Raw genomic sequence first — 16,339 nt, 5'->3', positions numbered from 1 at the left:
AATTTGCTTGTCGGAGGGCAACAGGATGTTGGCTAGAAAGACACTGCGACGTACAGGCTGTCGCGAACTTAGTTTTTCTTCCTATATCAGGGCGCTTACGCTTTTCTTAAGATAAGGTGTGATAAGATGAAAGCTGCGTATATTCATATACCATTTTGTGAACATATATGTTATTACTGTGACTTCAATAAATTCTTTTTAAAGGGACAACCTGTTGATGAATATTTACAATCACTTTTTCATGAATTTAAGCTAACGATGGACCAAAAGTCTACGCAAGACTTAGCAACTATTTTCGTGGGAGGGGGGACTCCTACAGCATTAAATGAGCGGCAATTAGAGTGCCTTTGTAAAGGCATTAGAGAAGGTCTTCCTTTTACAAAGGGCGAATTTACATTTGAGGCCAATCCAGGTGATTTGTCCAAAGAAAAATTAAAAATTCTTGCAGACTATGGAGTGAATCGCTTAAGCTTTGGCGTTCAATCCTTTAGCAATGAATTGCTTGAAAAAATAGGTCGTTCCCATCGAGTCGATGATGTCTATCGCTCTATTGAACAAGCCAAAGAGGTCGGATTTGAAAATATCAGTATTGATTTGATTTATGCGTTACCTGGACAAACAATTGAAGATTTTCAAGATACTCTTCAAAAAGCTCTTGCGCTCGATTTACCACATTATTCAGGATATTCCTTGATTGTTGAGCCGAAAACGATTTTTTACAATCTAATGAGAAAAGGTAAATTACCGCTTCCTAGTGAAGACGAAGAGGCTGATATGTATCGTTTACTAATGGAGGAAATGGAGAAGAAGGGGCTCCGGCAATATGAGATTAGCAACTTTTCGCGAAGCGAATTTGAAAGCAAACATAATCTTATATACTGGAATAACGAAGAGTATTACGGATTTGGAGCAGGAGCACATGGTTATATAAATGGTACAAGATATTCCAATGCAGGACCATTAAAAAAATATATGGAACCTATTTCGGAAGGAAAGCTTCCGATCTTCTCCGAAAACAGTCCGACAATGAAAGAGAAACTGGAAGAAGAGATGTTTCTTGGTCTGCGAAAAACAAAAGGAGTCTCCATTTCCCATTTCCAAAAGAAGTTTTCCTTGGATCCTTTCCAGACATTTCGGTCGGCTATTAAGGAAATGATCGAAAGAGACTTACTAGAAATTGCTGATGATCACATTCGTCTAACCGAAAAAGGCCGTTTCTTAGGAAATGTGGTTTTCCAGGCATTTCTCCTTGCTTAAAAAATCTTGTATCCTTTGAGTATTAATCGTTGACATCATCTAGTCATTTTGATACTTTATTTATAGATTTAGCACTCGAGTTTATAGAGTGCTAATAGAGGTGATGAAAGTTGTTAACAGATCGTCAATTATTGATATTGCAGGTAATTATTGATGACTTTATTCGATCTGCCCAACCTGTCGGCTCAAGAAAATTATCACAGAATATTCCTTTTGCGATTAGCTCAGCAACGATTCGAAATGAGATGGCTGACTTAGAAGAACTGGGCTTTATAGAAAAAACCCATACATCTTCTGGGAGAGTCCCATCTGAAAAAGGATATCGTTATTATGTGGACCATTTGTTATCACCACCAGAATTAAAAAAAGATGACATGAATAAAATTCATTCGATATTTAGTGAACGACTTTACGAACTAGAAAATATTGCCCAAAAATCGGCGCAAATTTTATCAGAGCTAACAAATTATACGGCGATTTTATTGGGACCTGCTGTAAAAGAAAATCAGTTAAAAAGTCTACAAATTATCCCTTTGAATGATAACAGGGCTGTCGCAATCATCATCACAGATACGGGGCATGTTGAAAATCGATTGTTCACTTTACCTGATGATATTGCGGCTGGGGAAATTGAAAAGTTGGTCAATATATTAAATGAGAAACTTTCTGGAATTCCTATTTCTGAATTAGGACGTACAATCTACAAAGAAGTGGCAACTCTTCTAAAGAAGAATATTGAACGTTATGATTATTTCTTTAAAATTATCATGGAAACCGTTGATTCTCCAGCATCTGAACGACTTTTCTTTGGTGGGAAATTAAACATGCTGAATCATTTCGAATTCAATGATATTGAAAAAATTCGGTCATTCATGGATATGATAGAGGAAGGGAAAGGAATATACGAACTTTTCAAGCACACCCCTAGAGGGATTAATGTTAAAATTGGCAAGGAAAATAATAACATTATGATGGAAGACTGTAGCTTGATTACAGCAACCTATTCTATCGCGAATGAAAATGTTGGAACAATTGCTATTGTCGGTCCAACGAGGATGGAATATTCTAGAGTCATTAGTTTATTAGATTTCTTGAGCAGAGATATGACGTTAGCGATGACAAGATTATACCGCTAAGGGGAGTGCAAAGTTCAATCAGGAAGGAAATTTATTTTGTTTCCTACTGGTTAATGCTGTCAAAAAGCAATACCAGATTATTATTTTAAGGAGGTGACTGTGATGCAACAAGATGCGAGTAAGCAAGCTGAAAAGAAAGAATTTGAAGATGAAATAACGAATGAAACCAGCGACAACACCGAATTTGTTGATGAAAATAATGAGAATACGGTTGAACAAGCTGACGAAAAGGTAGAAGAGGATCAACAAGAAAATACAGAAGAAGGTACTAAAATTAAAGAATTGGAAGCTAAGCTTGAAGAGGCTGAAAACCGTTATGTAAGATTATATGCTGATTTTGAAAACTCACGCCGCCGTGCACGTCAGGAACTGGAGGCAAGTGAAAAATATAAATCGCAAACACTGATCACAGAGTTGTTACCCGCTATAGATAACTTTGAACGAGCTTTGGCTTTTGAACCTGAAAACGAGCAATCAGAAGCTTTATTAAATGGTGTTGAGATGGTTTATCGATCTATTATAGATGCGCTTGAAAAAGCTGGTGCTAAACAAATTGATGCAGTTGGAAAGCAATTTGACCCTAATTATCATCAAGCTGTTATGCAAACTTCTGATGAACAGTTTGAATCCAATGAAATCGTGGAAGAGCTCCAAAAGGGCTATATCTTAAAAGATCGTGTGATCCGTCCATCAATGGTGAAAGTAAATCAATAATTGTTAAGTCTTACATAATTTAACTGGAGGTAAAATATTATGAGCAAAATTATCGGAATTGACCTCGGGACAACAAACTCTTGTGTGTCTGTCCTAGAAGGTGGAGAACCTAAAGTTATTCCTAACCCAGAAGGAAACAGAACAAGTCCATCTGTTATTGCGTTTAAAAATGGAGAACGCCAAGTTGGTGAAGTGGCGAAACGTCAAGCTATTACAAATCCTAATACAGTAATCTCGATTAAACGTCATATGGGATCAGACTTTAAGACAGAAGTTGAAGGAAAAAATTATACACCACAAGAACTATCTGCTGTAATCTTGCAATATCTTAAATCATATGCAGAAGATTATCTAGGTGAAAAAGTCGAGAAGGCTGTTATTACAGTTCCTGCATATTTTAATGATGCCCAACGTCAAGCGACGAAGGATGCTGGTACAATTGCTGGTCTTGAGGTTGAAAGAATCATTAATGAACCGACAGCAGCAGCTCTTGCCTATGGTCTTGATAAAACAGAGGAAGACCAAACCATCCTTGTCTATGATTTAGGTGGAGGCACATTTGACGTATCAATCATGGAACTTGGAGATGGCGTCTTTGAAGTTCTAGCTACTGCTGGTGATAATAAGCTTGGTGGAGATGATTTTGACCAAGTTATCATCGATTATCTTGTACAAGAATTTAAGCGAGAAAATGGAATTGATCTTGCTAATGATAAAATGGCTTTGCAAAGATTGAAGGATGCTGCTGAAAAAGCAAAAAAGGATCTTTCTGGCGTGACTTCAACGCAAATCTCTCTACCATTTATTACAGCAGGAGAAGCTGGTCCTCTTCATCTTGAGATTAATTTAACTCGAGCAAAATTTGATGAAATTTCATCCTCTTTAGTAGAAAGAACAATGGGGCCGACTCGTCAATCTTTAAAAGATGCGGGTAAATCTGCTTCAGACATTGATAAGGTTATTTTAGTAGGTGGATCAACAAGAATTCCAGCTGTTCAAGAAGCTATCCGTAAAGAAGTTGGCAAAGAGCCGCATAAAGGTGTGAACCCTGATGAAGTGGTGGCAATGGGAGCTGCGATCCAAGGAGGAGTCCTTACAGGAGACGTGAAAGACGTTGTCCTACTTGATGTGACACCATTATCCTTGGGTATTGAAACAATGGGTGGAGTATTTACAAAATTAATTGAGCGTAATACCACAATCCCAACAGCAAAATCTCAAGTATTCTCCACTGCAGCAGATAGCCAAACAGCGGTTGATATCCATGTGCTACAAGGTGAAAGACCGATGGCTGCCGATAATAAGACTTTGGGACGTTTCCAATTAACGGATATCCCTCCAGCACCACGTGGTGTGCCGCAAATTGAAGTGAAATTCGATATCGATAAAAATGGTATTGTTAATGTTAGTGCCAAAGATCTTGGAACTAGCAAAGAGCAGAATATCACAATCAAATCTTCTTCCGGTCTATCAGATGATGAAGTCGAAAGAATGGTAAAAGAGGCGGAAGAAAATTCTGAAGCAGATAAGAAGCTTAAAGAAGAGGTTGAGCTGAGAAATGAAGCAGATCAACTAGTCTTTACAACTGAAAAAACATTAAAAGACCTTGAAGGAAAAGTGGATGAAGAAGAGGTCAAGAAAGCAGAAGAAGCAAAAGAGGAATTAAAGTCCGCAATTGAAAAAAATGATCTTGAAGAGATGCGTCAAAAGAAAGATGCATTACAAGAAATTGTCCAAAATCTTTCTATGAAGCTATATGAAGAAGCCGCTAAGCAAGCACAAGAAAGCCAAGGCGGCGAAGCTGGACAAGAAAACAGTGATGATAATATTGTCGATGCTGATTATGAAGAAGTTAACGACGACGAAGAAAAAAAATAAAAGAATTGGTTTGAAAAAAGCCAAAGCCCATAATCGGCTTTGGCTTTTCTTATAAGGGTGGAAAGGCTATCGACTGGCTAATCTTATCCCTTAAAAGTGTGTGTATGAGCTTTTCTTAAGATCAGTACTTTCAATCCACAAATTATATATGTTAGAATAGAATTTATGTGAAAAGGATCCGGGAGTGTGTTTAGATGAGCAAAAGGGATTACTATGATGTATTAGGTATATCAAAAGATACGTCGAAAGATGAGATCAAAAAAGCTTATAGGCGTTTGTCGAAGAAATATCACCCTGATATTAACAAAGAACCAGGGGCAGATGAGAAATTCAAAGAAATCACGGAAGCATATGAAGTATTGAGCGATGACCAAAAAAGAGCTCAGTATGACCAATTTGGGCATGCTGGTCCCCAAGGATTTGGGGGCGGAGGCGGTTTTAGTGAAGGCTCCGACTTTGGTTTCGGTGGATTTGAAGATATTTTTAACACTTTCTTTGGAGGAGGCGGCGGTCGACGTGACCCTAATGCTCCGAGACAAGGAGCGGATCTCCAATATACAATGACTCTATCTTTTGAAGAGGCTGTGTTTGGCAAGGAAACAGAGATCGAAATACCAAGGGAAGAAACTTGTGAAACTTGTCACGGTAGTGGTGCAAAACCAGGAACTTCTCCTGAAAAATGTACCCATTGTAATGGGACTGGTCAACTCAATGTAGAACAAAATACACCTTTTGGTAGAATTGTTAATCGGCGAGTGTGTCAGTATTGCCAAGGAACTGGAGAAATTATTAAAGATAAGTGTACAACATGTGGTGGAGACGGAAAAGTCAAAAAACGGAAAAAGATCAATATTAAGATCCCTAAAGGTATTGATGAAGGACAACAAATGCGTGTCGCTGGTGAAGGAGAACCAGGCACAAAAGGTGGCCCAGCTGGAGACTTATATGTTGTCTTCCATGTAAAGAATCATGAGTTCTTTGAACGTGATGGTGATGACATCTATTGTGAAATGCCGATTACCTATGCACAAGCGGCTTTGGGGGATGAAATTGAGGTTCCGACACTTTATGGAAAAGTAAAATTAAAGATTCCAGTAGGGACCCAAACGGGTACAACATTCCGCTTACGTGCTAAAGGAGTTCCAAATGTTCGTGGCTATGGGACTGGTGATCAGCACGTTCAAGTAAAAGTGATTACACCGACTAAACTAACAGACCAACAAAAGCAGCTTCTTCGTGACTTTGCTGAACTTAGTGGTAGTACTCCTGATGAGCAGCACGAAAGTTTTTTTGATAAAGTGAAACGGACTTTTAAAAGCTGATGATAGGGAATGAGACAATTTGAAATGGAATGAAATTAGTGTCCATACAACCAATGAAGCCGTTGAGGCAATATCTAATATTTTCCATGAGGCTGGTGCAAGTGGGGTCGTTATTGAGGATCCTTTAGAATTAACCAAAGAACGTGAGAATTGGTTTGGAGAAATCATTGAACTAAATCCAAATGATTATCCAGAAGAAGGAGTCATCATTAAAGCGTATGTACCCATCAATAATTTTATTGGTGAGACGATTGATTCGATCAAAAAAGAGATTTCTGATTTGGTTAAGTATAATATTGACATTGGAAGAAATCATGTTTCCACAACAGAGGTAAAGGAAGAGGACTGGGAAACTGCTTGGAAACAATATTACCACCCTGCTAAGATCTCCAAGCGATTTACAATCGTTCCTACTTGGGAAAACTATCAAAAGATGGCAAGTGATGAGCTTATCATTGAATTGGATCCAGGGATGGCTTTTGGTACTGGCACACATCCAACTACAGTCATGAGTATTCAGGCCTTGGAAAAAACGGTAAAGGCCGGAGATACAGTCGTTGATGTTGGTACAGGATCTGGTGTTTTAAGTATTGCTGCCGCCCTGTTAAATGCAAAAACTACCACGGCGCTTGATTTAGATGAAGTGGCAGTTGAATCGGCAAAAGAAAATATTCAATTAAATCACTTAGAGGAAAAAATAGAAGTTCGTAAAGGCGATTTATTGACTGGTCTCTCAGTGAATAATATAGATGTCGTTGTAGCCAATATCCTGGCTGACATCATAATCCGTTTAACCAAGGACGCAGCATCGATTGTTCGTAAGGGTGGATATTTTATAACATCTGGGATTATTCAACCGAAAAAACAAGACGTCAAAACGGCATTAAATCGAGCGGGATTTGAAATTGTCGAAACGCTCGTAATGGAAGATTGGGTCACTTTTATTACAACAAAAAGATGACGGAGTAAAGCCATGCAAAGATATTTTCTAAATGAAACCTATGAAGGACAAAAATCGGTTATTCTTTCAGGTGACGAGTATCATCATATTAATCATGTTATGAGGATGAAGGAAGGAGCCAGCTTTTGGGTTGCCTTTTCCAATTTGAAAACGGCACTCGTTACAATTGATTCGATAAGTGATGAATCGTTAGAGGCAAAGATTATCGAGTGGGAACAAGAAGACAAAGAGCTTCCTATCGATGTAACGATTGCAAGTGGTTTGCCGAAAGTGGATAAATTAGAGTGGATCATTCAAAAAGGGACAGAGCTTGGAGCAACTGAGTTTATCCCTTTTATTGCCGAACGATCTGTAGTGAAATGGGAAGAGAAAAAGGCAGAAAAAAAATGGCAAAGATGGAAAAAGATTGCAAAAGAAGCCGCTGAGCAATCTCATCGTCAACGCTTACCCGTTATTCATTCTCCAGTAAGGCTAAAGGAGCTTATTGCATATAGCCAAGCCTTTGATCAGAAGGTACTCGCTTTTGAAGAAGCGGCAAAAGCAGGAGAGAAAAGCCAATTTGCTCAAATACTTTCGGAAATGAAAGCTGGAGATAGAATGTTTATTGTTTTTGGTCCAGAAGGCGGCATAACAGATCAAGAAAAGAACCTTCTTTTGGAAAATGACTTTAAAATATGTGGACTTGGCCCGAGAATTTTACGAACAGAAACAGCGCCGTTATATACATTGGCGGCCATTTCTTATCATTTTGAATTATTGAGGTGAGGATATGTCTAGTGTTGCTTTTCACACATTAGGTTGTAAAGTTAACCACTATGAGACTGAAGCGATTTGGCAATTGTTTCAAAAACAAGGATATGAACGTGTCGATTTTGAAAATAGCTCAGATGTATACGTCATTAATACTTGTACGGTCACAAATACTGGAGATAAAAAAAGTCGCCAGGTTATCAGACGGGCGATCCGAAAAAATCCTGATGCCGTTATTTGTGTAACAGGATGTTATGCCCAAACATCTCCGGCTGAAATCATGGCTATTCCCGGAGTGGATGTTGTCGTTGGGACGCAGGATCGTATTAAAATGCTTGAATATATTGAGCAATACAAACAGGAAAGACAACCGATCAATGGTGTCGGCAATATTATGAAAAATCGTGTCTATGAAGAATTGGATGTTCCTTCTTTTACCGATCGAACTCGCGCTTCTTTGAAAATCCAAGAAGGATGCAATAATTTTTGTACATTTTGTATCATTCCATGGGCACGTGGCTTAATGCGTTCCCGTGATCCTCAAGAAGTTATTCGCCAAGCCCAACAATTAGTGGATGCAGGATACAAAGAAATTGTTTTGACAGGCATTCATACTGGTGGATACGGAGAAGATTTAAAAGATTATAATTTAGCAGCGTTATTGCGAGACCTTGAATCACAGGTAAAAGGTCTAAAAAGATTACGTATTTCCTCGATTGAGGCCAGCCAATTAACGGATGAAGTGATTGAGGTAATGGAGAATTCTAAACTTGTTGTTCGCCATCTGCATATTCCGCTTCAGTCGGGCTCTGACACTGTATTAAAGAGAATGCGTAGAAAATATACAATGGCCTTTTATGCGGAAAGACTTGAAAGATTGAAAAAAGCTTTACCAGGACTAGCCGTTACTTCTGACGTGATTGTTGGATTCCCTGGGGAAACAGAAGAGGAATTTCAGGAAACATATGACTTTATAAAAAAACATAAGTTCTCTGAGCTTCATGTCTTCCCATATTCCATGCGTACTGGAACGCCTGCTGCAAGAATGACGGATCAAATAGATGAAGATGTGAAAAACGATCGTGTGCATCGCTTGATTTCTTTATCAGACCAGCTTGCAAAAGAATATGCTTCACGTTTTGAGAATGAGGTTCTTGAGATTATCCCGGAGGAACCTTATAAAGAGGATCCTGAGAGCGGATTGTATGAAGGATATACAGATAATTACATGAAAGTAGTATTCCCAGGAACGAAGGACATGATTGGAAAATTAATTCGCGTAAAAATTACAAAAGCGGGTTATCCATACAACGAGGGAAAATTCGTAAGAGAAATGGATGAGATTCAAGAAACAGATTCCATGGCTATGTAGGAACAAAAGCGCAAGCGCCCGTTTAGCGACGTACAAACTTTCATAGTAAGGATGAACAGCTAAAAACGCGCCGTCCTGGCGCAACGCTGTTCAGACCTACATCCTGTAGGCCAGAGATAAAGGATACACGGCGAAGCATGAGCCGATGTTGACTTATCGTAGGAAGAAGCTGAAAGTTTGCTAGTCGTTGGGCGCTGGAGCTAGACACCAACCGTAATGTAAACAGTTAGCCACAAACCAAGAATTTTAAAATTTCCTAAACTAGAACAAAAGCGCAAGCGAAGTAAGGCTAAGTTCGCACCATCCTAGTGCTTCGTCTGCATTAGGACATTCTGTATGTCGAGCGGGTGGCCTGGAGCTAGATCCGAAATTAGCTGAATTTATACTTTCTGATCTTTTGAAAAGCTATCCCATTCTATGGTGGATAGCTTTTCTTTTTCAAAAACTGAAGAAATGGTATGCTTATTTAAAAGAAATTGATAGGGGTGTTGTTATATGTCTGAGAATTTAGCAGAGATCATTGACCATACATTATTAAAACCAGATGCAACTAAAGAACAGATTATCCAACTATGTGAGGAAGCAAGTCATTATCATTTTGCTTCAGTATGTGTGAACCCTGAATGGGTATCCACGGCCAATCAATGTTTACAGAAAACAAATGTGAAGGTTTGTACAGTTGTTGGTTTCCCACTTGGTGCGAATACGACAGAAACAAAGGTGTTTGAAACAACGCACGCCATTGAACAAGGGGCTGATGAAGTCGATATGGTCATCAATATTGGTGCTCTTAAAGCTGGAGAAAATGATCAAGTGCAAAAAGATATTGCTGCTGTATGTGCTGCTGCAACTGGAAAAGCTTTGGTAAAGGTTATTATTGAAACAAGTCTATTAACAGAGGAAGAAAAACGTCAAGCATGCATTCTGGCTAAAAAGGCAGGCGCTGATTTTGTTAAGACATCCACAGGCTTTTCAGGTGGAGGTGCAACAATTGAAGATATAAAGTTAATGAGAGTAACAATAGGAGAGCAAATGGGCGTCAAGGCATCTGGCGGAATTAAAACGAAGGAAGATGCCTGTAAAATGCTAGAAGCAGGGGCGACCCGTATTGGAACGAGCTCCGGAGTCGCCATTGTTCAAGGATGAGAGCTATTTTCCGTGAAGCCAGATTATATACTGCCCGAATTTTCGAGCAAACGGTAAAATCAGTAAAGAAACGGCCATATTATACAGAACACTTGCATGTGCTAGTTGTGTAGCTGGTAGGTCAGAAAGCATAGAACTTGTATGACTTAAAATAGAGATGAACGGTAAAAAGATAATGGCACCAATTAAGTTCAACCAGGTATGGGCGTAGGCGGTCAGTCTTGCTTCATTTCCGGCTCCAATACTTGCTAATAATGCGGTAGCACAGGTGCCAATATTAGCACCGATCATAATAGCAATCCCAGTATCCAATGTGAAAGTTCCAGAAGTCAAAAAAGTCATGGCAATTCCTGTCATCACAGTACTCGATTGGATGAATGCAGTAAGGAATGTTCCTGTAAGGAATGAAATAGCAATATTATCTTTCATTGTATATATGAGTTTCTGCATAAAAGGAACATCTTCAATTGAATTTGCTAATTGTTCAAATCCGTTCATAGAGGCAAAAATAATGCCAATTCCTAAGAAAATAAAACCAGAGCTTTTGAATTTTGTATTTTTGAAAAACTGCAAGCAAATTCCAACTATGATAAATGGGATGACCATTCGAGTTAAATCAAAAGTGAAAAATTCCAATGTGATCGTTGTGCCGATGTTCGTTCCTAGTATAATGCCAATTGTTTGTGGAAATGTGAGAATTCGCGCAGATACAAGCCCGACTGCAATCACAGTCACGGCAGAACTACTTTGGAGGACAGCGGTCATTCCAATGCCAGCTAGCATGCCCATAAAGGGTGAACGAGTGAATTTTTGCAACCAGGTTTCCATTCTACTACCAGATAAATTAAAGAGGCCAACTCTCATCCATGTCATGCCCAATAAAAAGGCGCTTGCTAATAAAACAAAAATAAATATGTGTAGCATGTCCAACCCCCTTATATATAACATATGGGGGAGACATGGAGGACATGCCAACAAGTAAGGATCGACTTTTAATTTCACCTAATTGAATCAACTTCATAATTGCTTATTGTAAAAAGCGCATTACAGGGGGCAGTTCATTTTTTGACGTTGCCAGCCCCGCGAAAAGTGAGCAACTGTAGCGGTGATCAACCACATACTATCTTGGTAGGAAATGTTTACAAAGATTATGAAAATGAATACTGAGACTTCAATAAAGCTTAGATTCCCAGTAAGCTTTTGGTAATTCAGCGGATTTACAAGTTGAAATTCCGAGAGTCTATTAAAAGTTTCTTTTTATAAAAAGAAAACTAGAAAATGATTGTATTAGCACCTCCTAGCCACATTTTGGTCTTCCCATTATTTTTATGCCATGTAAAGCTCGTTCAATTGTCGTTTTCTGGGATAATGAAATATAATTTTTGATTTTTAGTTGTTAATTTAGCATAAGTCGATGACTTCTTAGGGAATTAATGTTGCAGGGAGTGTAGTTATAGGCCTACTGCATACCCCCTCCAAAAAATAAAAAGATAATTTATACGAAGAGTAGGCTCGTAACTACAATCTATCCTTCCCTTTTCTCAATTAAGAAAAGGCATAATTAAGTGAAAGATTGTTGACCATATATTCAGCTTATTATATAATTGCATGGTACATGGGTTTTCATGTATGAACATGTGATTGTTATGTTCGGAGGGAGGGAAAGAGAAATGTCAAAAACAGTTGTTCGTAAAAACGAATCGCTTGAAGATGCTCTTCGCCGCTTTAAACGTACAGTTTCTAAAACTGGTACTTTGCAAGAATATAGAAAGCGCGAATTCTATGAAAAACCAAGCGTAAGACGTAAGAAGAAGTCTGAAGCAGCAAGAAAACGTAAGTTTTAAAAGAGGGTGCGATCATGAGTCTTCATGACCAATTAAATGAAGATATGAAACAAGCGATGAAAAGCAAAGAAAAAGACAGATTATCTGTCGTTCGGATGCTGAAAGCAGCTATTCAAAATGAAGCCATAAAGCTCGGAAAAAAACAATTAACCGAGGATGAAGAATTGACAGTTCTTTCTCGTGAAGTGAAACAACGCAAGGACTCCCTCCATGAATTTGAAAAAGCAGGTCGTGAAGATCTGGTAACAAAAATTCAAAGCGAACTTGTTTTTGTACAAGAATACATGCCTACTCAATTGAGTGAGGAAGAAGTAGAAGCGATTGTCACTGCTGCTATCGCAGAAACCAATGCCTCTTCGAAAGCAGATATGGGTAAGGTTATGGGTGTACTAATGCCAAAGGTAAAAGGCAAAGCGGACGGCTCATTGGTTAGCAAACTTGTTCAAAAACATTTATCATAACGAAGCCCAAAAGCGGAATCGCCGTTTATGGATGAACGGCCAAATTCGTCACATATTTTGTGACAAGTCCTTTCAGACCCGTAACTTATGGTTATGGGTCCCCTGAAAAGCTGATAAGCGATAGCTTGTCAGCTTTTTTTTCACATATCTCGCATGAAAGATCCTCAGATTTATTTCTTTGAATGGAATACCTGCAAAATAAAGTATTAATGAATCCTTTTCTTAGTCCTATTCGTATGAAAGATAGATATGCTTCGGAAAGGGGGAAAAATGATGAGGAAAATTCTGATTGCCATTTGTTTTTCTTTAGCAGCTATTCTTGCGTTTGTGCCTGTGTCTGCGGAGACAGAAGAATCCAATGTTTATGTCATCCCGATCAAAGAAGAAGTGACAAAAGGTCTAGAGAAATATTTGAATCGTGCAATCAATGAAGCGAAGGAAGCAAACGCAGAAGTCATTATTTTTGATATGAATACCCCAGGTGGTGCCGTAGATGCGGCGATGGATATCGGCAATCTTATATTAGATATTGATCATATAAAAACCGTTACATTTATCAATTCACGGGCATTATCGGCTGGCTCATATATCGCCCTTCATACAGAAGAGATTTACATGACATCGAATGCAACAATGGGGGCTTCAGCTATTATCAACCAAGACGGGAATACCGCTGGAGAAAAAGCAGAGAGTATGTGGATTGCTGCAATGGAGGGAGCAGCAAAGCAAAAGAATCGCGATCCAGAAATTGCGAAAGCGATGGCGATTGGGGATGTCTCCCTTCCGGAGCTCAAAAAAGAAGGCGATTTATTGACTTTGGATGCGGAAAATGCCTTAGAAGTTGGCTATTCAGACGGTACGGTTAAAAATATCGATGAGCTTTTAACAGCATTAGGATATAAAGGGGCAGATACGCAAACAGTTGAGAGCACCTTTGCGGAGTCGTTAGCAAAGCTAGTGACCAATCCAGTGGTTGTCCCAATACTGTTGTCAATCGCTAGCCTAGGACTTGTATTAGAGCTTTATACACCAGGATTTGGAGTAGCCGGCGGGATGGGATTAACAGCTCTAATCTTATTCTTCTTTGGTCATTATATAGCCGGTTTAGCTGGTTATGAAACCTTGATCTTGTTTATTCTTGGAATCATTCTCATTGTAGCTGAATTTTTCCTTCCAGGGGGCATTGCTGGTCTCTTGGGAGCTGTAGCAATTATTGGTAGTATTATTATGGCGGGGCAAAACACCGTCTATATGGCGATTTCCGTAATCATCGCACTATTCCTTGCTGCGGTAGCCATCATTATTATGATAAAGGTGCTTGGTAAACGAATGAAATTTTTCAAAAAACTCATTTTAACCGATTCTACAAATACGGAAAGCGGCTATGTCTCAAATGTTAATCGACTTGATTTGATTGGTCGAGAAGGAACTACGTTGACCGATCTGAGGCCATCAGGTACAGTTGTGGTGGACGATGAACGAATCGATGTAGTAGCAGAAGGAAGTTATATTGAAGCTAAAACAAAGGTTAAAATTATCAAAGCGGAAGGTTCAAGAATTGTTGTTCGCGAAATATAACATAAAATAAATTGATTTAGGGAGGAAAGCATATGCCGACGGATATGATACTTTTGCTGGGAGCTATTGTAGTAGGTATTATTGTTCTTTTAGTGCTATTTACCTTTGTACCGATTGGACTATGGGTTTCAGCTTTAGCGGCTGGAGTTAAAATTGGGATTGTGACTTTAATTGGGATGAGGCTGCGCCGCGTTATTCCAGGGCGAGTTGTGAACCCGCTTATTAAAGCACATAAAGCAGGAATTCAAGCTACAACCAATCAACTAGAGAGTCATTATTTAGCAGGTGGTAACGTGGATAGGGTTGTAAACGCCCTGATTGCTGCACAACGTGCTAATATTGAACTAACATTTGAACGCGCAGCGGCGATCGATCTAGCTGGTCGAAATGTGTTAGAAGCTGTACAAATGAGCGTAAATCCGAAGGTCATCGAAACACCATTTATTGCAGGTGTGGCGATGGACGGGATTGAAGTAAAAGCGAAAGCGCGTATCACAGTTAGAGCCAATATTGATCGCCTTGTTGGGGGTGCAGGAGAAGATACAGTCATTGCCCGTGTAGGTGAAGGGGTTGTATCGACAATTGGTTCAAGCAATAACCACAAAAAAGTTTTGGAAAACCCAGACATGATCTCAAAAACGGTTCTGACAAAAGGCTTAGATTCAGGAACAGCTTTTGAAATTCTTTCCATTGATATTGCGGATGTAGATATTGGTAAAAATATTGGAGCACAACTGCAAACAGACCAAGCTGAAGCAGATAAGAAGATTGCTCAAGCAAAAGCAGAAGAAAGAAGAGCGATGGCTGTAGCCAATGAACAAGAAATGAAAGCCCGTGTTGAAGAGATGAGAGCAAAAGTGGTAGAAGCAGAGGCAGAGGTACCATTAGCCATGTCAGAAGCACTTAGATCCGGGAAACTAGGTGTAATGGATTATTATTCTCTCCAGAATATCGATGCTGATACAGATATGAGAGATTCCATTGGAAAAATGTCCAAACCAAAGAATGATCGTAAGGACCAGTAATAACCCTAGTGAAAGGGGGAAACTCCTGTGGAACAATTTATCATTTTTATCATTGTTGCGGTCGTTGGTTTACTTTTCAATCGAAGTAAAATAAATAACCAAAAGCAGCAATCAGAGCAACCAAGACCTGTCCAAACGCGTCCGATGCAAATGGAGGAAGCACGGGAAGAGTCTTCTCCTTTTGCAGAAGCAACAGAAGCTAGAACATTGAAGGACGCAGCAGATCAACTTAAAACTCAACCTGATCTCTATAAACAGCAAGAAGAAATGGCAGCTAAATTAAATGATCTAAATAGAGAGGAAGAACTTCATCGTAAAAAAATAGAAGTTATCAATACGGAAGTATACGATGAAGAGGTACAACTAGATTTTGACTTAAAACAAAAAGATATCGTAAATGGGATCATTATGTCAGAGGTTTTAGGGCCTCCGAGGGCAAGAAAACCCTATAATCGAAGAAGGACATAAGATAACACAATTCAGTACATGAAGGCTTGTCATACCTTGTACTTCTCATTTAGAGACTCGCAAAGACGAATTTAGATAAAAAACAAGTGATGAAACCCCCTTTTTGCTCATACACATGAGTGGAAAGGGGGTTCTTTAATGTGAGTAAAACGTGGACAAAGAAAATAAAAAAATGGATGACATCAAAAATGGAACTTCCCGCTGATATTATGATGGATCTTCCAAGGATAACGATGGTCGGAAATTTACATATTTATATTGAAAACCATAACGGCCTGCTCGTATTTACAGATAATGAATTGCGCTTACTCCTCAAACAGGGGCAACTATTAATAAAAGGAAAATCTTTTGTTCTAAAAACCATTCTGCCAGAAGAAATCTTACTTGAAGGAAATATAGAAGAAGTTCTTTATTTGAATGAATAGGG

Annotated in this window: 16 protein-coding genes; 15 read left to right on the top strand and 1 reads right to left on the bottom strand. The window is 38.9% G+C overall.

What is annotated here, in order from left to right; all coding sequences use genetic code 11:
- Nucleotides 1-126: 126 nt before the first annotated feature.
- The 9 genes from hemW to deoC all read left to right on the top strand — a co-directional run bounded on the left by hemW (nucleotide 127) and on the right by deoC (nucleotide 10,536).
- On the top strand, nucleotides 127-1,257 hold the full coding sequence (gene hemW / locus KI375_RS07210) for a radical SAM family heme chaperone HemW (RefSeq protein ID WP_212972839.1): 1,131 nt from the start codon (nucleotides 127-129) through the stop codon (nucleotides 1,255-1,257).
- Between the two features lie 110 nt (nucleotides 1,258-1,367).
- A complete protein-coding gene (gene hrcA, locus KI375_RS07205) occupies nucleotides 1,368-2,393 on the top strand; it encodes a heat-inducible transcriptional repressor HrcA (RefSeq protein ID WP_212972838.1) in 1,026 nt (341 codons plus the stop codon).
- A gap of 102 nt (nucleotides 2,394-2,495) precedes the next feature.
- Nucleotides 2,496-3,107: a nucleotide exchange factor GrpE gene (grpE, locus tag KI375_RS07200; protein WP_212972837.1), complete on the top strand. Its 612-nt coding sequence runs from the start codon at nucleotides 2,496-2,498 to the stop codon at nucleotides 3,105-3,107.
- 39 nt (nucleotides 3,108-3,146) lie between these two features.
- Nucleotides 3,147-4,985, top strand: a complete 1,839-nt coding sequence (gene dnaK, locus KI375_RS07195) for a molecular chaperone DnaK (protein ID WP_212972836.1) — start codon at nucleotides 3,147-3,149, stop codon at nucleotides 4,983-4,985.
- A gap of 194 nt (nucleotides 4,986-5,179) precedes the next feature.
- The gene (gene dnaJ, locus KI375_RS07190) at nucleotides 5,180-6,307 is read left to right on the top strand and encodes a molecular chaperone DnaJ (protein ID WP_212972835.1); all 1,128 of its coding nucleotides are present in this window, start codon (nucleotides 5,180-5,182) and stop codon (nucleotides 6,305-6,307) included.
- 19 nt (nucleotides 6,308-6,326) lie between these two features.
- A complete protein-coding gene (gene prmA / locus KI375_RS07185) occupies nucleotides 6,327-7,268 on the top strand; it encodes a 50S ribosomal protein L11 methyltransferase (RefSeq protein WP_212972834.1) in 942 nt (313 codons plus the stop codon).
- A 12-nt stretch (nucleotides 7,269-7,280) separates the two neighbouring features.
- Nucleotides 7,281-8,033 (top strand): 16S rRNA (uracil(1498)-N(3))-methyltransferase, encoded by a 753-nt coding sequence (locus KI375_RS07180; RefSeq protein ID WP_212972833.1) that lies wholly within the window; start codon nucleotides 7,281-7,283, stop codon nucleotides 8,031-8,033.
- Between the two features lie 4 nt (nucleotides 8,034-8,037).
- Complete coding sequence (gene mtaB / locus KI375_RS07175; RefSeq protein WP_212972832.1) at nucleotides 8,038-9,390, top strand: tRNA (N(6)-L-threonylcarbamoyladenosine(37)-C(2))-methylthiotransferase MtaB; 1,353 nt, start codon at nucleotides 8,038-8,040, stop codon at nucleotides 9,388-9,390.
- A 495-nt stretch (nucleotides 9,391-9,885) separates the two neighbouring features.
- On the top strand, nucleotides 9,886-10,536 hold the full coding sequence (deoC, locus tag KI375_RS07170) for a deoxyribose-phosphate aldolase (RefSeq protein WP_212972831.1): 651 nt from the start codon (nucleotides 9,886-9,888) through the stop codon (nucleotides 10,534-10,536).
- A 3-nt stretch (nucleotides 10,537-10,539) separates the two neighbouring features.
- Here the strand turns inward: deoC and KI375_RS07165 are convergent, their stop codons facing one another.
- Entirely contained in the window at nucleotides 10,540-11,460 is a 921-nt protein-coding gene (locus tag KI375_RS07165; RefSeq protein WP_212972830.1) for a Na/Pi symporter, read from the bottom strand.
- A 746-nt stretch (nucleotides 11,461-12,206) separates the two neighbouring features.
- On the opposite strand from KI375_RS07165, the gene rpsU reads away from it, so the two are divergent.
- The 6 genes from rpsU to yqfC all read left to right on the top strand — a co-directional run bounded on the left by rpsU (nucleotide 12,207) and on the right by yqfC (nucleotide 16,337).
- Entirely contained in the window at nucleotides 12,207-12,380 is a 174-nt protein-coding gene (gene rpsU / locus KI375_RS07160) for a 30S ribosomal protein S21 (protein ID WP_057983047.1), read from the top strand.
- 14 nt (nucleotides 12,381-12,394) lie between these two features.
- Complete coding sequence (locus tag KI375_RS07155) at nucleotides 12,395-12,841, top strand: GatB/YqeY domain-containing protein (RefSeq protein WP_207451443.1); 447 nt, start codon at nucleotides 12,395-12,397, stop codon at nucleotides 12,839-12,841.
- Between the two features lie 273 nt (nucleotides 12,842-13,114).
- A complete protein-coding gene (locus KI375_RS07150) occupies nucleotides 13,115-14,419 on the top strand; it encodes an NfeD family protein (protein ID WP_212972829.1) in 1,305 nt (434 codons plus the stop codon).
- A 32-nt stretch (nucleotides 14,420-14,451) separates the two neighbouring features.
- The gene (floA, locus tag KI375_RS07145) at nucleotides 14,452-15,444 is read left to right on the top strand and encodes a flotillin-like protein FloA (protein WP_212972828.1); all 993 of its coding nucleotides are present in this window, start codon (nucleotides 14,452-14,454) and stop codon (nucleotides 15,442-15,444) included.
- Nucleotides 15,445-15,471: 27 nt separating this feature from the next.
- Nucleotides 15,472-15,912, top strand: a complete 441-nt coding sequence (locus KI375_RS07140) for a hypothetical protein (protein ID WP_212972827.1) — start codon at nucleotides 15,472-15,474, stop codon at nucleotides 15,910-15,912.
- A gap of 176 nt (nucleotides 15,913-16,088) precedes the next feature.
- Complete coding sequence (gene yqfC, locus KI375_RS07135; protein WP_374706820.1) at nucleotides 16,089-16,337, top strand: sporulation protein YqfC; 249 nt, start codon at nucleotides 16,089-16,091, stop codon at nucleotides 16,335-16,337.
- The last annotated feature ends 2 nt before the right edge of the window (nucleotides 16,338-16,339 follow it).

Source organism: Bacillus sp. J14TS2, from assembly GCF_018333015.1.
In the GTDB taxonomy this organism is placed as follows: Bacteria; Bacillota; Bacilli; order Bacillales; family Bacillaceae_C; genus Lederbergia.
Note: the sequence above shows the minus strand (reverse complement) of the source record. Positions and strands in the feature narration are given on the sequence as shown.

What these genes read in the sequence shown, in the direction of transcription:
- hemW (WP_212972839.1), top strand. Translation starts at nt 127, where the DNA reads ATGAAAGCTGCGTATATTCATATACCATTTTGTGAACATATATGTTAT.
- grpE (WP_212972837.1), top strand. Translation starts at nt 2,496, where the DNA reads ATGCAACAAGATGCGAGTAAGCAAGCTGAAAAGAAAGAATTTGAAGAT.
- dnaK (WP_212972836.1), top strand. Translation starts at nt 3,147, where the DNA reads ATGAGCAAAATTATCGGAATTGACCTCGGGACAACAAACTCTTGTGTG.
- dnaJ (WP_212972835.1), top strand. Translation starts at nt 5,180, where the DNA reads ATGAGCAAAAGGGATTACTATGATGTATTAGGTATATCAAAAGATACG.
- KI375_RS07180 (WP_212972833.1), top strand. Translation starts at nt 7,281, where the DNA reads ATGCAAAGATATTTTCTAAATGAAACCTATGAAGGACAAAAATCGGTT.
- mtaB (WP_212972832.1), top strand. Translation starts at nt 8,038, where the DNA reads ATGTCTAGTGTTGCTTTTCACACATTAGGTTGTAAAGTTAACCACTAT.
- deoC (WP_212972831.1), top strand. Translation starts at nt 9,886, where the DNA reads ATGTCTGAGAATTTAGCAGAGATCATTGACCATACATTATTAAAACCA.
- KI375_RS07165 (WP_212972830.1), bottom strand. Translation starts at nt 11,460, where the DNA reads ATGCTACACATATTTATTTTTGTTTTATTAGCAAGCGCCTTTTTATTG.
- rpsU (WP_057983047.1), top strand. Translation starts at nt 12,207, where the DNA reads ATGTCAAAAACAGTTGTTCGTAAAAACGAATCGCTTGAAGATGCTCTT.
- KI375_RS07155 (WP_207451443.1), top strand. Translation starts at nt 12,395, where the DNA reads ATGAGTCTTCATGACCAATTAAATGAAGATATGAAACAAGCGATGAAA.
- KI375_RS07150 (WP_212972829.1), top strand. Translation starts at nt 13,115, where the DNA reads ATGAGGAAAATTCTGATTGCCATTTGTTTTTCTTTAGCAGCTATTCTT.
- floA (WP_212972828.1), top strand. Translation starts at nt 14,452, where the DNA reads ATGCCGACGGATATGATACTTTTGCTGGGAGCTATTGTAGTAGGTATT.
- yqfC (WP_374706820.1), top strand. Translation starts at nt 16,089, where the DNA reads ATGACATCAAAAATGGAACTTCCCGCTGATATTATGATGGATCTTCCA.